The organism is Pseudomonas guariconensis, from assembly GCF_900102675.1.
Taxonomy (GTDB): Bacteria; Pseudomonadota; Gammaproteobacteria; order Pseudomonadales; family Pseudomonadaceae; genus Aquipseudomonas; species Aquipseudomonas guariconensis.
Map to the genome: position 1 here is coordinate 440,010 of NZ_FMYX01000003.1, position 21,992 is coordinate 462,001.

24 protein-coding genes are annotated in these 21,992 nt (G+C 60.7%); 11 read left to right on the forward strand and 13 right to left on the reverse strand.

Translation table 11 applies throughout. The annotated features are described in order from the left end of the window. Positions 1-21: 21 nt before the first annotated feature. Positions 22-744 (reverse strand): glycerophosphodiester phosphodiesterase, encoded by a 723-nt coding sequence (locus BLS27_RS07370; protein WP_090343884.1) that lies wholly within the window; start codon positions 742-744, stop codon positions 22-24. A 31-nt stretch (positions 745-775) separates the two neighbouring features. After that, positions 776-1,360 carry a PilZ domain-containing protein gene (locus tag BLS27_RS07375; protein WP_090343886.1) on the reverse strand — a complete coding sequence of 195 codons (585 nt, stop codon included), beginning with the start codon at positions 1,358-1,360 and terminating at the stop codon, positions 776-778. A gap of 93 nt (positions 1,361-1,453) precedes the next feature. On the opposite strand from BLS27_RS07375, the gene BLS27_RS07380 reads away from it, so the two are divergent. The 3 genes from BLS27_RS07380 to BLS27_RS07390 all read left to right on the forward strand — a co-directional run bounded on the left by BLS27_RS07380 (position 1,454) and on the right by BLS27_RS07390 (position 4,698). Beyond that, the gene (locus BLS27_RS07380; RefSeq protein WP_090343888.1) at positions 1,454-2,704 is read left to right on the forward strand and encodes a lipoprotein-releasing ABC transporter permease subunit; all 1,251 of its coding nucleotides are present in this window, start codon (positions 1,454-1,456) and stop codon (positions 2,702-2,704) included. Further along, entirely contained in the window at positions 2,697-3,392 is a 696-nt protein-coding gene (gene lolD, locus BLS27_RS07385; protein WP_043212877.1) for a lipoprotein-releasing ABC transporter ATP-binding protein LolD, read from the forward strand. Before BLS27_RS07380 ends, lolD begins: the two co-directional genes overlap by 8 nt. A gap of 61 nt (positions 3,393-3,453) precedes the next feature. Further along, the gene (locus BLS27_RS07390) at positions 3,454-4,698 is read left to right on the forward strand and encodes a lipoprotein-releasing ABC transporter permease subunit (RefSeq protein ID WP_043212881.1); all 1,245 of its coding nucleotides are present in this window, start codon (positions 3,454-3,456) and stop codon (positions 4,696-4,698) included. Between the two features lie 24 nt (positions 4,699-4,722). On the opposite strand, the gene BLS27_RS07395 is transcribed toward BLS27_RS07390, so the two are convergent. Together BLS27_RS07395 and BLS27_RS07400 are read right to left on the reverse strand one after the other, a co-directional pair. Further along, a complete protein-coding gene (locus BLS27_RS07395) occupies positions 4,723-6,075 on the reverse strand; it encodes a heavy metal sensor histidine kinase (RefSeq protein ID WP_090343890.1) in 1,353 nt (450 codons plus the stop codon). After that, a complete protein-coding gene (locus tag BLS27_RS07400; protein ID WP_043212887.1) occupies positions 6,072-6,752 on the reverse strand; it encodes a heavy metal response regulator transcription factor in 681 nt (226 codons plus the stop codon). Before BLS27_RS07400 ends, BLS27_RS07395 begins: the two co-directional genes overlap by 4 nt. 200 nt (positions 6,753-6,952) lie before the next feature. On the opposite strand from BLS27_RS07400, the gene BLS27_RS07405 reads away from it, so the two are divergent. Together BLS27_RS07405 and queF are read left to right on the forward strand one after the other, a co-directional pair. After that, positions 6,953-7,438 (forward strand): cupredoxin domain-containing protein, encoded by a 486-nt coding sequence (locus BLS27_RS07405; protein ID WP_043212889.1) that lies wholly within the window; start codon positions 6,953-6,955, stop codon positions 7,436-7,438. A 67-nt stretch (positions 7,439-7,505) separates the two neighbouring features. After that, positions 7,506-8,336, forward strand: a complete 831-nt coding sequence (queF, locus tag BLS27_RS07410) for an NADPH-dependent 7-cyano-7-deazaguanine reductase QueF (protein ID WP_090343892.1) — start codon at positions 7,506-7,508, stop codon at positions 8,334-8,336. 118 nt (positions 8,337-8,454) lie between these two features. On the opposite strand, the gene BLS27_RS07415 is transcribed toward queF, so the two are convergent. Together BLS27_RS07415 and pcrP are read right to left on the reverse strand one after the other, a co-directional pair. Next, positions 8,455-8,718 (reverse strand): DUF4404 family protein, encoded by a 264-nt coding sequence (locus BLS27_RS07415; RefSeq protein ID WP_043212894.1) that lies wholly within the window; start codon positions 8,716-8,718, stop codon positions 8,455-8,457. A gap of 123 nt (positions 8,719-8,841) precedes the next feature. Beyond that, complete coding sequence (pcrP, locus tag BLS27_RS07420) at positions 8,842-9,405, reverse strand: HAD superfamily inactivated hydrolase PcrP (RefSeq protein ID WP_043212897.1); 564 nt, start codon at positions 9,403-9,405, stop codon at positions 8,842-8,844. A 192-nt stretch (positions 9,406-9,597) separates the two neighbouring features. On the opposite strand from pcrP, the gene BLS27_RS07425 reads away from it, so the two are divergent. Next, entirely contained in the window at positions 9,598-10,305 is a 708-nt protein-coding gene (locus BLS27_RS07425) for an MlaA family lipoprotein (RefSeq protein ID WP_043212899.1), read from the forward strand. A gap of 54 nt (positions 10,306-10,359) precedes the next feature. Here BLS27_RS07425 and BLS27_RS07430 read toward each other — a convergent pair whose 3' ends face one another. Further along, positions 10,360-10,659 carry a PilZ domain-containing protein gene (locus BLS27_RS07430; protein ID WP_043212901.1) on the reverse strand — a complete coding sequence of 100 codons (300 nt, stop codon included), beginning with the start codon at positions 10,657-10,659 and terminating at the stop codon, positions 10,360-10,362. 269 nt (positions 10,660-10,928) lie between these two features. On the opposite strand from BLS27_RS07430, the gene rssB reads away from it, so the two are divergent. Both rssB and rssC read left to right on the forward strand, forming a co-directional pair. Beyond that, complete coding sequence (rssB, locus tag BLS27_RS07435; protein ID WP_090343894.1) at positions 10,929-12,113, forward strand: two-component system response regulator RssB; 1,185 nt, start codon at positions 10,929-10,931, stop codon at positions 12,111-12,113. Further along, complete coding sequence (gene rssC / locus BLS27_RS07440) at positions 12,110-12,592, forward strand: anti-sigma factor antagonist RssC (RefSeq protein WP_008099230.1); 483 nt, start codon at positions 12,110-12,112, stop codon at positions 12,590-12,592. The genes rssB and rssC overlap by 4 nt, the downstream gene beginning before the upstream one ends. Before the next feature lie 124 nt (positions 12,593-12,716). Here the strand turns inward: rssC and BLS27_RS07445 are convergent, their stop codons facing one another. The 3 genes from BLS27_RS07445 to dusA form a co-directional block, all read right to left on the reverse strand. Continuing rightward, positions 12,717-14,603: an alkaline phosphatase D family protein gene (locus BLS27_RS07445; RefSeq protein WP_090343896.1), complete on the reverse strand. Its 1,887-nt coding sequence runs from the start codon at positions 14,601-14,603 to the stop codon at positions 12,717-12,719. 121 nt (positions 14,604-14,724) lie between these two features. Next, on the reverse strand, positions 14,725-15,651 hold the full coding sequence (gene tal / locus BLS27_RS07450) for a transaldolase (RefSeq protein ID WP_090343898.1): 927 nt from the start codon (positions 15,649-15,651) through the stop codon (positions 14,725-14,727). Between the two features lie 122 nt (positions 15,652-15,773). Then, the gene (gene dusA, locus BLS27_RS07455) at positions 15,774-16,751 is read right to left on the reverse strand and encodes a tRNA dihydrouridine(20/20a) synthase DusA (protein ID WP_167358071.1); all 978 of its coding nucleotides are present in this window, start codon (positions 16,749-16,751) and stop codon (positions 15,774-15,776) included. A 134-nt stretch (positions 16,752-16,885) separates the two neighbouring features. On the opposite strand from dusA, the gene BLS27_RS07460 reads away from it, so the two are divergent. The 3 genes from BLS27_RS07460 to BLS27_RS07470 all read left to right on the forward strand — a co-directional run bounded on the left by BLS27_RS07460 (position 16,886) and on the right by BLS27_RS07470 (position 19,599). After that, positions 16,886-18,007, forward strand: a complete 1,122-nt coding sequence (locus BLS27_RS07460) for a tyrosine-type recombinase/integrase (protein ID WP_090343902.1) — start codon at positions 16,886-16,888, stop codon at positions 18,005-18,007. Between the two features lie 138 nt (positions 18,008-18,145). Beyond that, positions 18,146-18,841 (forward strand): hypothetical protein, encoded by a 696-nt coding sequence (locus tag BLS27_RS07465; protein ID WP_090343905.1) that lies wholly within the window; start codon positions 18,146-18,148, stop codon positions 18,839-18,841. 41 nt (positions 18,842-18,882) lie between these two features. After that, a complete protein-coding gene (locus BLS27_RS07470) occupies positions 18,883-19,599 on the forward strand; it encodes a hypothetical protein (protein WP_090343907.1) in 717 nt (238 codons plus the stop codon). Between the two features lie 227 nt (positions 19,600-19,826). On the opposite strand, the gene BLS27_RS07475 is transcribed toward BLS27_RS07470, so the two are convergent. The 3 genes from BLS27_RS07475 to BLS27_RS07490 form a co-directional block, all read right to left on the reverse strand. After that, positions 19,827-20,102: a pyocin activator PrtN family protein gene (locus BLS27_RS07475; RefSeq protein WP_090343909.1), complete on the reverse strand. Its 276-nt coding sequence runs from the start codon at positions 20,100-20,102 to the stop codon at positions 19,827-19,829. A 496-nt stretch (positions 20,103-20,598) separates the two neighbouring features. Further along, positions 20,599-21,519, reverse strand: coding sequence for a hypothetical protein (locus BLS27_RS23890; protein ID WP_208599406.1), 921 nt, complete (start codon positions 21,517-21,519; stop codon positions 20,599-20,601). A 57-nt stretch (positions 21,520-21,576) separates the two neighbouring features. Next, on the reverse strand, positions 21,577-21,891 hold the full coding sequence (locus BLS27_RS07490; RefSeq protein ID WP_090343911.1) for a pyocin activator PrtN family protein: 315 nt from the start codon (positions 21,889-21,891) through the stop codon (positions 21,577-21,579). Positions 21,892-21,992: the final 101 nt, after the last annotated feature.

Below are 21,992 nucleotides of genomic sequence, written 5' to 3' on the forward strand. Positions count from 1 at the left end.
AGCCGGTCGGGGAGTCCGGATTCAGCCCTTCCCAAGGGTGGTCATGGCCAAACCGGGAAAGTCTGTAATCAGGCTGTCTACGCCAAAGTCGGCGAGCCGGCGCATCAGCGCCGGTTCGTTGACCGTCCACACCGATACGTGCAACCCCTGACGCTGTGCCTTGATCAGGCGCTCGGGCGTGCACAGTGTCCAGTTCAAGGCCAGCATCTGGCAGCCATAGTTCTGGGCCACCTTCAGCGGGTCGAGCCAGGCGTACTCGGCGACCAGTCCGCGAGACACATCCGGCACCAGTTCCAGCGCGGCGCCAAGCACCTCCCGGGAGCTCGAGGTAATGGTGATCTTGTCCAGCAGGCCGTACTGCTGCGCCAGCTCGCGAATCGCCAGCACGGTACTGGCGGCGCGGGTACGCGAGGCGCTCTTGACCTCCAGTTGCCAATGCGCGAAAGCGCACTTCTCGAACAGCTCTGCCAGGCGTGGGATGGGGCAGGGCTGCACCCAGCCCGGGCCGCCCTTACGTGCATCGTAGGTGACCAGCTCGGCGGCGGTGTGCTCGACCACCTTGCCGCGCCGACCGGTGGTGCGCTTGAGCGTCGGGTCGTGGATCACCATCAGCTCGTTGTCGGCCGACAGGTGCAGGTCCAGTTCGCAGCGATCGACGCCATGTGACAAGCACTGGCGGAAGCTGTTCAGGGTATTCTCGGGCGCTTCGCCCTTGGCGCCGCGATGGCCATAGATCAGGGTCACGTTCGTTCCTTCAGGTCAAAATGGAAAAGGCTCAAGAGGCGGGGTCGTTCTGTTCCAGCGCCTGGCGTCGTTGTTGTTGCTGGCGCTGCAGGATGTACCGGGCCAGCAGTTGGCGCTGGGCGTCGGTCATGTCGATGAATTCGGTGCCGACCTCGTGATTGCCTTCCGGGCGTGGGTCGCAGTGGGTGACCCGCGCGCGCAGCAGTAGGCCGAGGGCACGGGGCATGAGGATCATCTTCACTGCCAGTCGCGTACCGGGGGCGATGGGCGTTGCATGGGCGAACTCGATGCCGCCTTCGGAGAGAATCACCCGCCGGGGCTTGCTGATTTCACCCAGCAGGGTCTGGGCGAGCACCGCGCTGAGCAGGTCGATGCGTTTGTTCTGTACCCGCAGGAAGGCCGCGAGGGTGCGGTCCTTCTCGCTCAACTGGCGCATCAGGTGCTGGGACTCGAAGTCGGCCAGGTGCAGTTCGCTGAGCAGATTGAACAGCGGTGAAGCATCCTGCAACAGGTCTGTCTCCTGGCCTTGGGCCGTGTCCAAGGCGTTGATTTCAAGTGCGATACTGTCTTCGATGCGGTAGTATTCGCGGCGATCTTCTTCGTCTAGTGTCGTCATGGCGAACCCATGGTTACGGCGGTGGTCCGAGTGTAAAGCCGCTGCAGGCGCCCTGCCACAAGGACGTTCCCTTTCATCCGAACAAGCCCCGACATGTTCAGACCTCTTTTCGTATTCATTGGCACCCGCTACACCCGTGCCAAGCGTCGCAACCACTTCGTCTCGTTCATTTCGCTGACTTCGATGATCGGCCTCGCCCTTGGCGTGGTGGTGATGATCGTGGTGCTGTCGGTCATGAACGGCTTCGACCACGAGATGCGTACCCGCGTGCTGGGCATGATCCCCCATGCCACGCTCGAAACCGGCCAACCGCTGAACAACTGGTCGGGTCTTGCCCAACAAGTAAAGCAGAATCCACAGGTGCTGGCGGTCGCGCCCTTCACCCAGATGCAGGGGTTGCTGACTCATGACGGCAAGGTGCAGAAGGTGCTGCTCAACGGCATCGACCCTGCGCTGGAGCGGCAGGTATCCATCATCGAGAATTTCGTCCTGGAGGGCAGCCTCGACAAGCTGGCGCCGGGCGAATGGGGCATCATGATCGGTGACAAAGCCGCGGCCAAGCTGGGCGTGGGTATCGGCGACAAGCTGACCTTCGTCGCCCCGGAGGTCAGCGTGACCCCGGCGGGCATGTTCCCGCGCATGAAGCGCTTCACCGTGGTCGGCACCTTCCACGTTGGCGCCGGCGAAATCGACGGTTACCTGGGCCTGACCAACATCAGCGACCTCTCCCGCCTGCACCGCTGGAAGGCCGACCAGGTCCAGGGCCTGCGCCTGAAGTTCGACGACCTGTTCCAGGCCCCGCGTGTGGCCTGGGATATCGCCCAACGCCTGGGCGAGCAGGAGTTCTACACCCGCGACTGGACTCGCAGCCACGGCAACCTGTACCAGGCCATCCGTATGGAGAAGGCCATGATCGGCCTGTTGCTGCTGCTGATCGTGGCGGTGGCGGCATTCAACATCATTTCCACACTGGTGATGGTGGTCAACGACAAGCGTGGCGACATCGCCATCCTGCGTACCCTCGGCGCCACGCCGGGGCAGATCATGGCCATCTTCATGGTCCAGGGGACGGTGATCGGCGTGGTCGGCACGTTGATCGGTGCCGTCGTCGGCATCGTCGCCGCACTCAATGTCAGTGCGGTGATCGCCGGCATCGAGAAGCTGATCGGGCACAAATTCCTGAACGCGGATGTGTACTTCATCGATTACCTGCCGTCGCAGATCATGGCCGAGGACGTCTGGATGGTCTGCGGTGCGGCGTTGGTCCTGAGTTTCTTTGCCACCCTGTATCCGGCCTGGCGTGCGGCCCGCACCCAGCCAGCAGAGGCGCTACGTTATGAGTGAGTCGCGCATGAATAAAGCCGTACTGAGCTGCCGCAACCTGGGCAAGTCCTACGAGGAAGGGCCGGAGTCGGTGAAGGTGCTGTCCGGGTTGAACCTGGAGCTGCATGCAGGTGAGCGGGTGGCCATCGTCGGCAGCTCCGGCTCCGGCAAGAGTACCTTGCTGAACCTGCTTGGCGGCCTCGACACTCCCACCCAGGGCAGTGTCTGGCTCGCGGGCGAGGAGCTGTCTGCCCTTGGCGAGCGCGCCCGTGGCCTGCTACGCAACCGTGCGCTGGGCTTCGTCTACCAGTTCCACCATCTGCTGCCGGAGTTCACCGCCCTGGAGAACGCCTGCATGCCGCTGCTGATCGGCCGCACGCCGATCCCCGAAGCGCGTGAGCGCGCCGAGGCCCTGCTCAAGCGGGTGGGCCTGGGTCATCGTCTGAACCACAAGCCGGCCGAACTTTCCGGTGGCGAGCGCCAGCGCGTGGCAATCGCCCGTGCCCTGGTCAACCGCCCGGGCCTGGTGATGCTCGACGAGCCCACCGGCAACCTCGATCACCACACCGCCCTTGGTATCCAGGAATTGATGCAGGAGCTGTCCAGCGCTTCGCAGACGGCGTTCCTGGTGGTCACCCACGACTTGAACCTGGCGCGTCAGATGGACCGCGTGCTGCACCTGGAAGACGGCCGTCTGGTGCCGATCTGAGTCGATTGCACGGCGCGGCACGGGCTGCGCCGTAACCTTTTTTCATTGGGTGTTCTCGTACATGTTCAGACCCTTGCCCTTGTTCATCGGTGCTCGCTACACCCGTGCCAAGCGCCGCAACCAATTCATCTCGTTCATCTCCATGACCTCGATGATCGGCCTGTCCTTGGGCGTGCTGGCGATGATCGTGGTGCTGTCGGTGATGAACGGTTTCCAGCGTGAGATGAGCTCGCGTATCCTGGGGCTGGTGCCACACGCCAGCATCCTGGGGGTGCAGCCGCTGAATGACTGGCGCAAGGTGGCCGATGCGGCGCTGAAGAATCCTGCCGTGGTCGCAGCTGCGCCCATCACGGAAATGGAAGGCATGTTGTCCTATAAGGGGGCGATGCAGCCGATCCAGGTCAGTGGCATCGACCCGGCCGAGGAGGGCAAGGTCTCCATCGTCGGTCAGCATATCGTTCAGGGGCGCCTGCAGGACCTGGTCCCCGGCGAGTATGGCGTGGTCATCGGTGAGCTCACCGCGCGGCGTTTTCGTCTCAATACCGGCGACAAGCTGACGCTTATCGTCCCTGAAATCAGCAAGGCCCCTGGCGGTATCACGCCGCGCATGCAGCGCCTGACCGTGGTCGGCATCTTCAAGGTGGGCGCCGAGCTCGACGGTTCCCAGGCTTACATCCATGTTGCCGATGCCGGCGACATGCAGCGCTGGGCGTCGGGTAGCGTGCAAGGGGTGCGCCTGAAACTGCAGGACCTGTACGCCGCACCCCAGGTATCCAAGGCAATTGCCGCAGGCCTGGGCGATGCCTATCGCGCCGATGACTGGTCCCACACACAAGGCAGCCTGTTCAGTGCCATGAAGATGGAAAAGACCATGATCGGCCTGTTGCTGATGATGATCATCGCGGTGGCCGCATTCAACATCATCGCCACCTTGGTGATGGTGGTGAACGACAAGGGTTCGGACATTGCCATCCTGCGCACCATCGGTGCGACGCCTGCGCAAATCATGGGGACCTTCATGGTCCAAGGCTCGCTGATCGGTATCGTCGGTACCTTGGTCGGTGGTGTGCTAGGCGTGATCGCGGCCCTCAATGTCAGCCAGATCGTGGGCTGGCTGGAGCGGATCAGCGGGCAGCACATCTTCACGTCCGACGTGTACTTCATCAGCAGCCTGCCCTCTGACCTGCAATGGGGAGATGTGGCGATCATCTGCACCGCGGGGCTGGTCATGAGCTTCCTGGCCACCCTTTATCCCGCGTATCGGGCTTCCCAGGTGGAGCCGGCGATGGCGCTGCGTTACGAGTGATCTGAAGGGGCCATGGCGGCCCCTTCACAACGTTTCGGGCAGCTCGATCACGAACCGCGTCCAACCCTGCGCGCACTCGGCGCGGATGCTTCCGCCATGGGCCTGGATGATCGAACGGGTAATCGCCAGACCCAATCCCGCATGTTCGCTGCTGCCTTCCCGTCGGGCGGGGTCTGCCCGATAGAAACGGTCGAAAAGCCTGGGTAGAACAGCCGGTTCAATTGCAGGACCGGTGTTGGCGACGACGATGTGAGCCCCGGGCTGCAGCGACACGCGGATCTCCCCACCTTGCGACGTGAAACGCAGGGCATTGTCCAGCAGATTGGACAATGCCCTGCGTAGCATATGTCGGTCGCCCTCCAGCCGCGCCTCGCCTTCGCGCACCAGGCGCACCTCGGCGTCCTCGGCCAGCGGCGCGTAGTATTCCAGCAAGGCATCCAGCTCCACCGCCAGGTCCAACGCCTCGCGGTTGGGCATCAGCAGGCCGTGATCGGCCTTGGCCAGGTAGAGCATGTCATTGACCAGCTGGGCCATCCATTGCAGTTCCTCCAAATTGCCGTGCAACGCCTCGCGATACTCGTCGAGGCTGCGTGGACGGGTAAGGGTGACCTGGGTGTGGGTCAGCAGGTTGGACAGCGGTGTGCGCAGCTCATGGGCGATGTCGGCGGAAAACGCCGACAGGCGCTGAAAGGCATCATCCAGGCGTTGCAACATGGCATTGACGGTGGTGGCCAGCTCGGCCAGCTCCTCCGGCATTTGGGCCACGGGCAATCGGGTGGTCAGGGAACGGGCATTGACCCTGGCAGCCACTTCGCCCATTTGGCGCAAGGGCCGCAGCCCGCGCCGAGCAGCCCAGGCGCCGAGCAGGGCCGTGGCCAAAGCCGAGAGGCCGACGGTCAGCCAGATCAGACGCTGCATGCCTTGCAGGAAGTGTTGGTGGTGGGTGATGTCCAGCAAGAGGGTCAATTGGGCCGAGTCTGGGCTGCCTTCGTCCAGTTGGACGCACAGGCTGCGGTAGTCAACGCCATCGGCATGCAGGGTGGTAAGCCCGGTGTGGCTGGGGGTATCTGGCAAGTCGTTGCGGCTGTCGAACCACAGCGCACCATCCGCACCGCGGATGCGCAAGGCCAGATCGGCCTGGTGGCTCAGTTCGTTGCGAAGGGCGGGCAAGCGCGACGCCAGGTCGGCAGGGCGGGTGACGCCTTCGAGCAAGGTGCGCATCAAGGACAGCCGGCCATTGAGCAGTTGCTGGTCCAGTTCGATGAAGTGCCGTTCGCTGGCGCGGCTGAACAGCAGGCCGGCGGTCAGCGAGACGGCCGCCGTGCAGACGGCGAACAGCAGGGCCAGACGCCCGCCTAGGGACACGCGCGGCATCAGTCGTGGCGCTCCTCGAGTACGTAGCCCATGCCGCGCACGGTATGGATCAGCTTGTTGTCATGGTGATCGTCGATCTTCAGGCGCAGGCGGCGGATCGCCACCTCGATGACATTGGTGTCGCTGTCGAAATTCATGTCCCAGACTTGCGAGGCGATCAGCGATTTGGGCAGTACCTCGCCCTGGCGGCGCAACAGCAGTTCGAGCAGGGCGAACTCCTTGGCGGTCAGGTCGATACGTTGGCCGGCGCGTTCGGCGCGGCGGCGGATCAGGTCCAGGCGCAGGTCGGCCAGACCCAGTTGCGTATCCTGGCTGGAATTGGCGCCCCGGCGAAGCAGCGTGCGCACCCTGGCCAGCAGCTCGGAGAAGGCGAAGGGTTTGACCAGATAGTCGTCCGCGCCCAGCTCCAGACCATGGACCCGGTCTTCCACGGCATCGCGGGCGGTGAGGAACAGTACTGGAGTTTCCAGGCCAGCCTGGCGTACTGCCTGGAGGATCTGCCAGCCGTTGCGCCCCGGGAGCATGACATCGAGAATCAGCAGGTCATGATCGCCAGTCAAGGCCAGGTGCTGGCCGGTGTCGCCATCACAGGCGAGTTCGGTGGCAAAGCCGGCTTCGCTGAGCCCTTGGCGCAGGTATTGGCCGGTCTTGACCTGGTCTTCGACGATCAGCAGTTTCATGTCCTGTCCATAATTCGAAAAGTACGCACCTGCCTCGGTGCGGCGGGGAAGCCCGCGTTCGCAGGAGGTGACGGCTGAAATGATACGTGACTCCGGCAAGCGGCAACCAAGCTGACAAAGTTGTAATCCGACTGTCAGCTAAGCGCCAGCGGAGCCTTTATAGAGTGAGTCTCATCCTGCTGCATCTGTTTGGAGACTTCATGAAGCACCTGTTCATCGCCGCCGCCCTGGCCCTGGTCAGCCTGCCCATATTGGCAAGCGAAGCAAAAACCTTCGCGTTCGGCGAACCAGCCCCGGCATCCAAGGCCACTCGCACCGTGGAAGTCATACTCAAGGACATCGCCTTCGAGCCGGCAGGCCTGGAGGTCAAGGCAGGCGAAACTGTGCGCTTCATCCTGACCAACCAGGGCAAACTGCCCCACGAGTTCAACCTGGGCGACGCGGCCATGCATGCCGCGCATCAGCAACAGATGCTGGCCATGGCCGGCATGAGCATGAACCATGAAGGCATGGACCACGGCGCGATGGGCGGGCATGGTCATGATGGCGGCAACACAGTGTTGGTGCAGCCTGGCCAGCGTGCCGAACTGACCTGGACCTTCCGCAAGTCTGCGCCTATCGAGTTCGCCTGCAACGTGCCGGGCCATTACCAGGCCGGCATGGTCGGGAAACTGACCATCGAGTGACTTCGACCCCAAGGCGGGATGCAAAACCGGTAGAATGAGGGCCATCACGAGTCTTCAGGTCAGGTCCATGCATCCCGCCGCCGAACATTCCCCGCTGGGCAAGTCCAGCGAGTACATCGCCACCTACACCCCTTCGTTGCTGTTCCCCATTCCGCGCGCGGCCAAATGGGCCGAGTTGGGCGTGACCGCCCAAACCCTGCCGTGGCAGGGCGTGGACTACTGGAACTGTTTCGAGCTGTCCTGGTTGCTGCCTTCGGGCAAGCCGGTGGTGGCCATCGGTGAGTTCGCCATTCCGGCCGATTCGCCCAACATCATCGAATCCAAGTCGTTCAAGCTTTACCTCAACTCCTTGAACCAGACTGTCTTCGCCTCCACCCGCGAACTGCAGGCTTGCCTGGAGAAAGACCTGTCCGCCGCCGCGGGCAAGTCTGTCACTGTTCGGGTTCGTACTTTGGCGGATGTCGAGGCCCAGGGCGTGGTAGCGCTGCCAGGCCATTGCATCGATGATCTGGATGTAAGCATCAGCAACTACGAGCAGCCCCGACCTGAACTGCTGCAATGCGACCCGCAGCGCGTGGTCGAGGAGGCAGTGCATAGCCATTTGCTCAAGTCCAACTGCCCGGTCACCGGGCAACCGGACTGGGGAAGTGTCGTGGTGGCGTACAAAGGCCTGGCGCTGGATCATGCGAGTCTGTTGAGCTACCTGGTGAGCTTCCGCCAGCATTCGGACTTCCATGAGCAGTGCGTCGAACGCATTTATCTGGATCTCTTGCGCCTGCTCAAACCGGAGCACCTGACCGTGTATGCGCGCTATGTGCGTCGTGGTGGCCTGGACATCAACCCTTACCGCAGCACCGGGGCGATCAGCCCAGACAATCAGCGGCTCGTTCGTCAGTAAATTTGGCGTCGTCCGCGGCGGGCTCTGTTCGCGACACAAGGCCGCTCCTACAGCACGATGTCCGTAGGAGCGGCCTTGTGTCGTGAGAGGGCTGCGCAGCAGCCCCGGATGAGCAGGGTCAGATACCCATGCTGTGGAGATAGTTGGCAATATTGCGCAGTGTGGCGGTCAGGTCGGGGTGGTCGACCTCGAAGCGTTCAATGGCGAGGTTCACACCGTCAACCAGGTTGTTGTCGGGGGTGGCTTCCTCAAGCTTGAGTTGCGCCTCTATCTGCCTCGCTTCCTCGTGCAGACTGGCCAGTTCTTCGTCCGACAGCGGTACATTCCGATCCAGTTGCTCGCGCAGGCTATTGAGTCGCTCTTGCAGTTCGCGGGCGGGCATTGGGTGTTCTCCCTCTATGGCTTGGCAAGGCATGGACCTTCGCGGTGGTGCAAAGGTTCTGGCCTGTTTCCAAGCGTAATCCACCTGCAGGCGCTTTGCATGATCGGTGTCAACGACCCTGTATCAGGGCTTTTCGCCCTTGCGCCGGCGCAGGGCGATGTCCGCCAGGCATGTATCCAGTGCTTCCAGATGGTCGATCACCGAGTGTACGCCGAGTCCGAACAGCTCCAGGGTGGCCTTGCCGCGGGCCAGTTCGCGCGCCTGCTCGGTCATGGCTTGCCACTGGCTGGAGCCGACCTCGCATGATGGGCTGCTGTTGGCCAGGCCTACCGTCCATAGCCCCGCGTTGAGGGCCGATTGCAGCAGGCGCGGCTCCCCGCTGACCAGCACACAGCCGTCCAGGCGGGTGCTGCGCAGGGTCATCAACGCCTGCCAACAGGCGTTCGGCGCGGGCCAGGGGCAATCATTGAGCGCTTGCCCGGGCAGCCAGTCCGGCAACACGTTGGCCAAGCGTTTGCCCTGGCTGGCGCCCAGTTCATCGAGCCACATGCACGGTACCTGGCGTTCACGCAGGACCGACAGGATGTCCAAGGCCCCAGGGGCGGGGTGGGGAGTGCCGTTGACCGCCTGGACCAGGCAGCCACGCAGTCCGAAGAGTACGGCGGTGAAGGCAGATGCAGCTTCCATGGCAGCGTCCCTCAAATACTCCGCAGGCTAGCGGGCGCTTGTTACCGGTGGATGACATCGCAACGGTTGTTCACATAATCTTGATTAAAAATGTGTAAAGCTGCTTATCAGCCGATGAGCCTTTATACTGGCGTCTTAATTTCGCAGCGCACTCATGTGCCTGCTGCCGTCAAATCCGATGGAGAAACATCTATGCGTAGGATCGGTGCCGGAGTGATCGAGCGATTCACCCAGGCCTGTGTCTGCGCCAGCCTGCTGCTGGCGCCCGTGGCAGCCACCCAGGCGGCCACCGAGGAAGATCCCTGGGAATCGGTCAACCGACCGATCTTCAAGTTCAACGATACCCTCGACACCTATGCCCTCAAGCCATTGGCCAAGGGTTATCAGGCCGTCACCCCGCAGTTCCTCGAAGATGGTATCCACAATATCTTCCGCAATCTGGGCGATGTCACCAACCTGGTCAATGATGTGCTGCAGCTCAAGCCCCATGCCGCCGGCGTCGACACAGCGCGCCTGATCGTCAACACCACGTTCGGCCTGGGCGGCTTCTTCGACGTCGGTACCAAGATGGGGCTGCAGCGCAACGACGAAGACTTCGGCCAGACCCTTGGCTATTGGGGCTTGGGCAGCGGTCCTTATGTGGTCATTCCATTCCTCGGTCCAAGCACCGTGCGCGATGGCTTGGCCAAATACCCGGACACCTACACCGAACCCTACCGCTATATCGACCACGTGCCGACCCGCAACTCGATCTTCGCCCTGGACGTGATCGACACCCGGGCCAACCTGTTGTCGGCAGAAAAACTGATCACTGGCGACAAGTACGTGTTCATCCGCAACGCTTACCTGCAGAACCGTGAGTTCAAGGTCAAGGATGGGGAAGTCGAAGACGACTTCTGATTCGTGCGGGTATGTCAAAAGGCGACTTTCGGGTCGCCTTTTTTCGTCTTTGCTTCAATGCAGGGCCAGGATGCGCAAACCGAACTTCTGCTCGCCGCCGGGTTGATCGGCGATCCACACTACCTCGGTGCTGGCTTCCAGGCCCTTGAGGGCAGGGTGGTCGGATTCGATCCGTGCCTGCACTTTGTCACCGACCTCGAAATGTTGCTCGGCCTGTACCTGCATGCCGCCACTGGAGAGGTCGAGGCAGACGGCCGAGATCACCTGGCCCGCATGCAGGAGGGTGACGCCGGCATCGATACGCATGCGAATGAAGTCGCGTTTCTCGCTGTGGTTGGTGGGGGTCTGAGGCATGCTGCATCCTTCCCATTGGGTTGCACGGATCGGCTTTCTTATAACTCTCGGTGATTTGCCCTGTAAAGTGCGGGGAACTCGACCGTCGCATGGCTTGAAACGCTTGGCGGATGGGAGTACCGTCTGCGCCTTACAAGGCACCTCTGCCAGTTGCCGGGCCAGTTTTCTTGTCCTACAACTCAAGTAGAGAGTCACCACAGAGTATCCCTGTAGCCGCCGTCTGCCTTGCTGACGTCGCTACGCCAACCAATCCGGCGCCGTTCGCCCACATGCAGAAAACCAGTGCAACGCTGCTGATCATCGATGACGACGACGTGGTCCGTGCCAGCCTCGCCGCCTATCTGGAAGACAGTGGCTTCAGCGTCCTCCAGGCCGGCAATGGCCAGCAGGGGCTCCAGGTCTTCGAAGAACACCAGCCCGACCTCGTGATCTGCGATCTGCGCATGCCGCAGATGGGTGGCCTCGAACTGATCCGTCGGATCAGCGAGCGGGCGCCGCAGTTGCCGGTGATCGTGGTCTCCGGAGCCGGTGTCATGAACGATGCGGTCGAGGCCTTGCGCCTGGGAGCCGCCGACTACCTGATAAAGCCTCTGGAAGACCTGGCCGTGCTCGAACACTCGGTTCGCCGCGCACTTGACCGTTCGCGCCTGGTGCTGGAAAACCAGCGCTACCGCGACAAGCTCGAGGCCGCCAACCGTGAGCTGGAAGCCAGCCTGCACCTGCTCCAGGAGGACCAGAACGCCGGTCGCCAGGTGCAGATGAACATGCTGCCGGAAAGCCCGTGGACAGCGGGCGATTTGTCGTTCGAGCACCAGATCATTCCGTCGCTGTACCTGTCGGGTGATTTTGCCGATTACTTCCGGGTCGATGAGCGACGTATCGCCTTCTACCTGGCCGATGTCTCCGGTCACGGCGCGTCCTCGGCGTTCGTCACCGTGCTGCTGAAGTTCATGACCACACGCTTGCTGTTCGAATTCAAGCGCAGCGGCAAGATGCGCGAATTCAAGCCTTCCGAGGTGCTCAGCCACATCAACCGTGGGCTGATCAACTGCCAGCTGGGCAAGCACGTGACCATGGTGGGTGGGGTGATCGACGAGGAAACCGGGTTGATGACCTACAGTGTTGGCGGCCATCTGCCGCTGCCGGTGCTTTACACCCCGGGACAGGCTCGTTACCTGGAAGGCCGTGGCCTGCCGGTGGGGTTGTTCGAAGAGGCCAGTTACCAGGACCAGGTGCTGGAGCTGCCGTCGCGCTTCAGTCTGACCCTGATGTCCGATGGCATTCTGGACCTTTTGCCAGGGGATACACTCAAAGATAAGGAAGCGACCTTGCCGGAAATCGTCAAGGACGCGGGGGGCAGCCTGGACGGGCTGCGCCAACGATTTGGATTGGCTACGCTTGGGGAGATGCCGGATGATATCGCCCTATTGGTGTTGAGCAGGAACCTTGAATGAGTACCGGTAGAATCCAGTTCGCCGAGCAGAGCGGGACCTTTGTTCTGAAGTTCGTCGGTGAAGTGCGCCTGACCCTGTGTTCGGCGCTGGATGCAACGATCGAAAAGATCTTCACCGCGCTGAACTTCTCGGCCATCGTCATCGATCTGACCGAGACCGAGAGCATCGACAGCACCACGCTTGGCCTGCTGGCCAAACTGTCGATCCTGTCCCGGCAGAAGGTCGGCCTGTTGCCGACCGTGGTCACCACCAACCCGGACATCTCTCGGTTGCTGCAGTCCATGGGCTTCGATCAGGTGTTCAACATCGTCGATCGTCCGGTGCCGTGCCCGGAGTGCCTGACCGACCTGCCATCCCAGGACCAGAACGAAGATGTCGTGCGTTCCAAGGTGCTGGAGGCGCACAAGATCCTCATGGGGCTGAACGATTCCAACCGTGAGGCCTTCCACGATCTGGTCAGCGCTTTGGAGCGCACCTGATTCTTATCCTGTGTCGATCCCTTGGCGGGTGAACCCGTTCCCCTATCCTTCACAAGCTTTGCGGCTCGCGGTATTCCAGTGGGAGCGGGTTTACCCGTGAAGCGCCCAGCGCAGGCCGCCGCTGTCATTTGCGCTGCGTAAATTCCGTAGCTTCGTTCCCCGCGGCGCTCAGCTGGAACACCCGCGTCGGTCGCCCCTGCTCATCGAACCACACCTGCCCCAACCCTGCGCCATTCCACAGTCGCTCACCCGCCTGGCTGCGGCTGGGCGTGCGCGGCACCACTTCCATCTGTCGGCGCTTGGTGAACCAGTTGAGTGGCGAACGCGGGGCATAGAGCCAGCGGTTAAGGCGGTCCAATACGTCCAGTAGGCGCTTGGGAAACTGGTTCTTGATGCCGCTGCTGGTGATCTGCCACAAGTGCGGGCTGCGCTGACGGTGGCGGATCAACACCTCATAGACGAACGAATAGTGCACGTCGCCCGACAGGACTACATAGTGCCCTGGGGTACGCGAATGGCTGAAGATGTTGAGAATCACCTGTGCCGCGCCCCGATGGGCCATCCAGTTTTCCGCATCCACCAACAACGGGTAGCCCAGCCAGCTGAACACGCGCTGGACCGTTTCGATCAGCTTGACCCCGAAGATCGGTGCCGGCGACACGATGATCGCCGAAGGATGATCCAGCAGTGCCTGCTGCAGTTCGCACAAGGCTTCCCAGTCGAGCAGGCCTGAAGGCTTTTTCAGGCTGCTCTCGCTGCGCCAGCGACGGGTGCGGGTGTCCAGCACCAGCAGTGGTGGCTCGGTGGCCAGGCTGAATTGCCAGCCCTGAAAGCTTAGCAACTGGTCGATCAGCGTGTCCTGGGCCTGGGCGTCCAGGCATTGTTGCAGGCTGCGTTCGCCCAGGGCCTTGCACGGCTCGATCAGCTCCCGGCAGCTGTCCGGATCGTTGCCCCAGCCCTGGCAGAGCAGGTAACCGAGCAGCGCATTGCCGATGATCCGACGCGAGAAGGGATGCCCATAGGCGGTCTCTTCCCATTGCGCCGACAGGTTCCAGTCGTCGGTGATGTCGTGGTCATCGAAGATCATCAGGCAGGGCAGGTGTGCCATCACCCGTGCGACCCGATCGAGGTGGGCGGCGAACGCTTCGATCTGTGGCAATTCCTGCCGGTAGCGCGCCTGGCGCTTGTCGGTCAGGCCCTCGGGCATGTCCAGGCGTACCAGCGCCCAGGGCACGGGGGACCAAACCAGCAGGTACATGGCCATGACTTCGGCGAAGGTCACCAGATGATTGTCGGCGTTGCTGCTGGAGAAGATCGGTTTGCGCTTGCCGCCGAAGAAGCGCTCGCGCAGGGTTTCGTTGCCCTGCTGGGCGGGTAGCAGGTCCGCGCGGTGGTAATAGCTGGCAGGGTGACGATACAGCGCAGCGCTGTCGGCGACCAAAGCACCTTCCAGGGTCTCGCCGAACAGGCCCAGGCGTTCGATCAGCGTGTGGATGGCGCGCAGCATGGGCCCGGCGACATCATCGGCATAGACCTGGTCACCGCTCATCAGCAGCAGCGCCGGGCGTTCCTCGGGTAGCGGGCACTGCTGCAGGAGCCGGTCCGCGCACAGCAAGCCGTCCGCAGCCGGGTAGTGAGGCTTGCGGCAGGAACCATGGAGCAACTGCTCGAGGCGCTCGCGCAGCACGAAGCTTGGGCGTTGGCTGCCGGGGTAGAGCAGGTGAGGAGCCCAGTCGGCGATCCCCTGGCCATCCTCGAGCAACAGGTCATAGGGGATGGCGGCGTTGCGCGGCAGCGGCTGGTCGAAGTGGATATCCAGCAGGTGAACGAAGGCCTGCGTGCCGATGGGGATCACCTCGCAGGTTAGGTTTGCCGTGAGAGATGGCGCATCGAGAACGAACGTGGGGCGAAGCGGCTGCGTTGCGACCAGCCAGATTGCCAGGCGTTGAGGCTCCAGCCGGCGCAGGACGGGGCCTGCAAGGACAAGGGGAAGTGCGGTGTTAGGTGGCATCGATTGGTTTTCAGTCGTGTGTGCCCAGGCGCTTGCGGGCAAGGCAGTTTGAAGGTGCCGCAAATGAAAACGGGCGGAAAATGCTCGGCATCTCCCGCCCGTAGGGCAACCAAAATGTGTATCAGGCTTTTTCAGCCATCAACGCTTCCAGCTTCTCCTGATCACGGGCGAACTGTCGGATGCCTTCGGCCAGTTTCTCGGTGCCCATGGCGTCTTCGTTCATCGCCCAGCGGAACTGGCTTTCGCTCAGATGCTGTTTGGCCTCGCCGGCGTTGCCTGGCTTGAGGATTCGCGGTAGTTGGCCTTGGTCATCGCTCAGTTGCTGCAGCAATTCGGGGCTGATGGTCAGGCGGTCGCAGCCGGCCAGTTGCTCGATCTGGCCGATGTTGCGGAAGCTTGCGCCCATCACCACCGTGTCGTAGCCGTTGGCCTTGTAGTAGTTGTAGATCCGCGTCACCGACTGCACGCCTGGGTCTTCGGCGCCGACATACTCCTTGCCGGTGCTTTTCTTGTACCAGTCGTAGATGCGGCCCACGAACGGCGAAATCAGGAACACCCCGGCATCGGCGCAGGCCTGGGCCTGGGCGAAGGAGAACAACAGGGTCAGGTTGGTCTGGATGCCTTCTTTTTCCAGCTTCTCGGCGGCGCGGATACCCTCCCAGGTGGAGGCCAGCTTGATCAGCACGCGATCACGCGGCACGCCAGCCTGCTCGTACAGGCCGATCAGTTGGCGGGCCTTGGCCAGCAGCGCGGGTTCGTCGAACGACAGGCGGGCGTCGACCTCGGTGGAGATACGCCCGGGAATGGCCTTGAGGATGCCCGCGCCCACGGCCACGGCAAACTTGTCGCAGGCCAGGTCCACATTGCCCTTGGCATCGCTCTTGACCTGCTTGAGCAGGTCCGCGTAACCCGGGATCGCCGCGGCCTTGAGCAGCAGCGATGGGTTGGTGGTGGCGTCGACCGGCTTGAGGCGGGTGATGGCGTCCAGGTCCCCGGTGTCGGCGACCACGGTGGTGAACTGCTTGAGTTGTTCCAGCTTGGAGGTCATGGGCGTGCTCTGTCCTGTGCAATGACTCGACATTACCCGAGCCCCGACGGCCACTCAAGGGCCGGCGGGGCAGGTCGGGCGAGGGAATGAAGGTTCGAGTCGAAAGCGTGCCGGGGGTTCCCTCAGCGGCCTTGCAGCAGCTCGGCGGCCTGGTCGAAGATCGCCAGGGGCTCCGGGGCTTTGTGGATGTCCGCCGACAGCAGTTGGCGGAAGCGTCGGGCGCCAGGGAAACCCTGGCCCAGGCCGAGGATATGGCGGGTGATGTGATGCATGGCGCCGCCGCTTTGCAGATGCGCGACGATGTACGGGCGCAGCTTCTCCAGCGCCTCGCTGCGGCTGACCACCGGGGCGGTGCTGCCGAACAGCTGCTGGTCCACTTCGGCCAGTAGGTAGGGGTTGTGGTAGGCCTCGCGGCCCAGCATCACGCCGTCGAAGGTCTGCAGGTGCGCATGGCATTCTTCCAACGTCTTGATACCGCCATTGAGCACCAGCTCCAGATCCGGAAAATCGGCCTTCAGTCGCGCAGCCACGTCATAGCGCAGCGGCGGAATTTCGCGGTTCTCCTTGGGCGACAGGCCTTCGAGGATGGCGATACGCGCATGCACGGTGAAGCTGCGGCAACCCGCGTCACGCACCTGACCCACGAAATCGCACAGTTCGGCGTAGCTGTCACGGCCATTGATGCCGATGCGGTGCTTGACCGTGACCGGAATAGCCACCGCATCGCGCATGGCCTTGACGCAATCGGCCACCAGCGCCGGATGCCCCATCAGGCAGGCACCGATCATGTTGTTCTGCACCCGGTCGCTCGGGCAGCCGACGTTGAGGTTCACCTCATCGTAGCCGGCATCCTCGGCCAGCCGCGCGCACGCCGCCAGCTCCGCCGGCACACTGCCGCCCAGCTGCAAGGCCAGCGGATGCTCTGTGTCGTCATGGCGCAGGAAGCGATGGGCATCGTTGTGCAGCAGCGCACCGGTGGTAACCATTTCGGTGTAGAGCAGGGCGTGCTTGGAGAGCAGGCGCAGGAAGAACCGGCAATGGCGATCGGTCCAGTCCATCATCGGTGCAACGCTGAAGCGGCGGGAGGGCTCAGGGCGCATGGTTTCTGGCTTAGAGCCTGTTTTTACAGTCATTTCGTTCAACGTGTTTTGTACCGATTTTCGGGGGTTTCGGGGCATTTTTACCAAGCGCTTGGTACAATGTACCAATCGAATCAGGACGTGTACCAACTCTCATGGCAACCATCAGACCCCGCAAGAAGGCCGACGGCACCACCAGCTACACAGCTCAGATCCGCATCAACCGCGATAAGGTGACAGTTTACCAAGAGAGCCAGACGTTCGCCCGCAAACAGGCAGCGGTGGCCTGGGCGAAGCGACGGGAAACCGAGTTGGCAGAGCCTGGTGCAATCGAGCGAGCGAGTCGGTTAGGGCACACGATCAAGCAGATGATCGACCGCTACCTGGTCGAGGCCGAGAAAGCCCGGCCGCTGGGCGAGACGAAGCGGCGCACGTTGAATGCCATCAAGAACAGCTACCTGGGTGAGAAGCTGGATTCTGATATCAGCCAACAGCTGCTGGTGGACTATGCCCTTTGGCGGATGAGTCCCGAAGGGGGAGGGATCAAGCCCCAGACGGCGGGCAATGACCTAGCGCACCTAGGCTCTGTATTGTCATTGGCCAGAGCAGCATGGGGGTATGAGATCAATCCGCAGGCAATGCCTGATGCACGGCTTGTGCTGAAGAAGTTCGGCTACAACATGCGGAGTCGGGAGCGAGACCGGCGGCCAGCATTGGAAGAATTAGATAAGGTGATGAAGCATTTCTTCGACATGCTGCAGCGGCGCCCCAGCGTAATTCACATGCCCAAGGTGGTTGCGTTTGCGATTTATTCCACGCGGCGGATGGACGAGATAACACGCATCCGTTGGGAGGATCTGGACGAGCATCAGCAGGCCATAAAAGTCCGGGATATGAAAAACCCTGGTCAGAAGCTCGGGAACGATGTGTGGTGTTACTTGCCCGATGAGGCCTGGATTATTGTGCAGAGTATGCCTCGGGACTGTGCCGAGATCTTCCCTTACAATACGGACTCAATCGGGACGGCTTGGTCCAAGGCGTGCAAGTTGACCGGCATCGAGGATCTGCACTTTCATGACTTGCGCCACGAAGGGGTGAGCCGGTTGTTTGAAATGGACTGGGATATACCGAGGGTGTCGAGCGTATCCGGACATCGCGATTGGAACTCGCTTCGCCGTTATACCCATTTGCGTGGGCGAGGGGATCGATACAAGGGGTGGGCGTGGCTAGATAAGATCATCCAAGCGCCGGTTAAACTCGGCGCCCGGGCTGAGTAGTCGGCTGGGTAATGTACAAAATTGGTTGCCACTTTGTATTCGCCTTGACCAGTCGTAAGCTCTCCAGCATTCGGCTTGATTGCCCCCGGCAGACGTAAAGCTAACTGCGATAATTAGGCACCTGTCTGGAGTTTTTCTGTGAGTTCTGATTTCGATGAAGGCTCTTTCCCAAAAGCACGCGGGTGGCTGCTTGCATTCTCGTCCCTGCTCATTGCTCTATGGTTTTTTGGGGCGGACCTGAAAGCCGTTTCTGTGTTAGGCACCCAAATTGAGTTCAGAAGGAATACCGAGCACATCTGGATCATCGCCTTTGCAATTAACGCCTATTTATTGTTGAGGTTTTATCAGCAACAGCCGGATGTATCATATTCCGGCTTGAAAGAATACAAGAGCTATTATGCCGGTTATATGCGAAACACCATGCTTTGGCTTAATAGGCACTCAATTGAAAAAGAGGTGCTTGAGCGTGGCAAGGGAACTATCCATTCTGTTTTAAAGAATGGAGTGAGCAAGTGCGTAATTGAAACCTCAGAGTACAAGCGCTTCACTGATCCATCCGAGAAGCGCAGGTACATCAGAGGTATGAAAGATGTCCTGGTTACTCATGCTTATTGTGTAGTAACAGATGGGGAGGACGGTGGAGTCGCAACCACTGCAACTTACCAGGTTGACCGCGACTGTCCGTACTGGCTGATTTGTCTGTGTGTATGGCTCTCTATTATTAAGCTCTGGATCAAAACTTCGTATGCTACTGAGCACCTGTTGCCATATCTCTGGAGTGGATTTGCAGCAGTGGTCTGCTTGCGTTGTTGGTTTGCTGTTTTGATCTCATAGTATTTGGGCCGGAAATAGTTGGCCCGTTATTGGAAGGTATAATGTCCATAAATAAATTTGCGCGATTTCGTAGGTCTCTGGAAAAAAATAAGATTTTTTTTGAGATCACTGCATCCTTGTTGATCGGAAGTGCTTCGCTTGCCGTGTCGTACTCAGCCTTGAACCTTAATGACAAGATCTTAGCGGCTACGGAAGTTTCTGCGCTCCCGCACCTTTCAATTGGCTCGCGTGCTCGTATGGATAACGAAACACATAAATATTCTGAAGAGGAGCTGTTTTTATCAAACAATGGCGCGCCACTTACCAATCTTGACTGGCAGACCAAGACATTCGTTGTGATTGAAGGCTCTAACCTGCAACGTCCGTTCGTTTTATTGCCGGTCAATGGGTACTATTTTGTTCAGTTCACTACAAACAATGTTGTTGGAGAGCTTTCCTCTAAGGTTGGGCATAAAAATTTGCAAAAATTTTCCAGTTTGTACCAAGAGGTTGTTGATCATAATAACTCGCAGTCAAATACTCTAGATTATTACTTTGCTAAAATTATCACTGTGAGCAGGGTGGAGTATGAAGATCGGCTTGGTCGCCGCGACGTTGTCTATTTCCGTGATAACAAAAGAATCTCAGAGGAGTCTGCCAGAAGTATTTGGGATTACAATATTTCCGGGCGGATGCAAGATATTGACAATGTTCGACTTAAAGATTTGAAGGATGCTGCTGCAGCTCCCGGCGCGCTCGTGTTAGATGATTTGCCTTAGCTTGATTTGAAGTTTATTGGGTTTCAGTATAAAAGTGGTTATTCGCGACTAACAGCCCGGGCTGGATTGGTCGACTTGTTGTAAGTCGCTCTCCCTGAACCGCTGCTATGTGGAGATAGCCGCTCTTTGTAGGCGGCCATCGTTACCATTGCAGCTGGCGGTGTCGAATGTATACCGACGATCAGTGCGTGCGAGAGAAACTGACCTGGCGAGGTGTGTTCTTGCACTTAGGCGCCCCGAAGCGACTTGTTCAACTGCGCACACTCTTTTCGCGCAGCATCCCGCTGCTGATCCAAATAGAGAGCCAGGTCAGCAATATGAATGCCTCGGGCGCTCTTCTGGCTTGGCTCAAGTCGGGTGATAGGCAGCTTGATCTGGCCGGCTAGCACTTTGCGTTGAAACATGTCAGGGGTAAGGTGGGTGAAATAGTCATTACATACCTCCTCTAGCGGGATGATTGCTCTCGCGTTGTACTGTGCCATTAGCATGAAAGCTGTATTCATGCGCGCTTCCCCATTGCTCGTTTCGCGGTCACATTGGCCATGTACGCTGCCCATTTGCCATTCTCGCGCTGCTGCCGAATCTGGCTGCATTTCGCGTGTCGTCGGGTCGATCTGCCTTTACCGCAGATATCGCATATGGCGGGCAGGTCGAGGCTTTGAGAGGCCAGGGGGGGCGGATGCGCTCAGTCATGAGGCGCACCTCGCGATCTGCTCTGGTGGCACTCCGATATCTGCAGGAGGACGGCGCTGCGGGCGGACTGGAATAATTGGTCCATGCATATAGGCTGCAGGCACTGCTCACCATTCTGCGCGCCTTCAAGCCGGGTGCGGTACAGCCCGGCCTGGCCGAGCCAAGCGACGGCGCTGTGTTCTGCGTCAGATACTGGGCAGTCATTGGCTTCGGGGCGATCGCCTTGAGCCCATCGGTCGCACTTCTGGCAGTAGTGCAAGCCACCATCGTATGGATCGGCGGTGCGCCAGCGATGTTTGTGCGTGCTCACGCCGCCACCTCCGTGCGTGCGGTAGTGGTTGCGGTGCTGCGTAGTTGGGCGTGGACGCGCTTGGCGATCGCCTGGACGCCAGCGGCTTGCTCGGCAGCCTGGTTTGCCACCTGAGACTTCAGCGCTTTCATGGTCTGCTCGGCCACCCTCAGCGTTCTGGAGGTTTCCATCAGGAGGGCATAGTCAGACTTGGTCACCGCCAGGCCGGTGTAGGACATGATCCGCTCCTCGAGCTCGGTGATGGTGCGCTTGAGGTTGGCGACGGTGTGGTGGTGTTTGCGCTGTTCTGCCTCGCGGTCGACCAGCGATTCGTCCAGGCGGGCGCGGACGACCTGCCAGGAGTCGTCGGTTGGGCTCAGGAACCCGGCTTGCTGTAGGGCGGCTTCAATCGCCTGTGCCATCTGTTCCGAGGTGGCGTAGGTCCCGGCCTGATCTGTCAGTGTCGCGTCCATCGCGGCGACGATGCAGCTGACGGCGGAAGGGTGCGTATACCCCTCGGCAGGCTGCGCGTGCGGGCGATTTTTAGCGATTAGCGTTGCATCAACGGGCGCTGCCTCGCGCAGCTTGTCGTGGGGTATCAGCGCCTCGGCGGGGCTGCTGAGGGGATGAATAATGCCTGCTGCTTCGCAGCAGAGACTCTTTGTTTTCTGCGCGTCGATGCTGGAAACCTCGCGGAGCGAAGCGGGAATGGCATCGCGGATCGCCTGCGTCATATCGTGCCCGCTTCCCTCCGATGCAGAGATCTGCAGCGATACCGAAGTGGGGCGGCTATGTCCTGCGCGCGGCGGGGAATCGAAAAGCAAGCCGGTTGGGTGGTTGGCACGACCTGCTTTTTTGCCCAGGAAATAGGCGTAGGCAAACAGCCCGATGATGAACAGGCAGATGACGAAGAGGGCGACGACCTGTTGAGTTGTCATGGTTCTTACTCCTTGTGGTGTGCGGGCCGGTGGTGGCGGCTCTTGCTGGTGGTGGTGCTACTTGTCTTGCTCGGTTGGGCGGGACTGCTTCTCGTCCGCCAGGTAGGCCCTGCTGTCGATCAGGGCGGCAACATGGCGGATATGGGCGAACTTCAAGGCCTTCTGGCTGTTGTCCAGCGTGGTGACTGGCAAGCAGATCCGGCCGACCTTCAATTGCTCGGCAAATGTGTCTTCGTTGAGGTTGCGGAAGTACTGCACGCGCACCTTTTCGAGTGGGATGAGCACATCGCCAAAGGTGCGGTACAGCAGCTCCACGGTGGTTGCATCAGGTGCGTGCGGAAGGCGCAGCGCGAGTTGGTCGGTAGTGCTCATCAGGCTTCGGGCTCTCCCTGAGCTTGTGGCGTGACGGATGGTTCCAGGTAATTTCGCAGTGTTTGCGTACCAGGTCGCGCCATTCTTCTGGGACCTGCAGG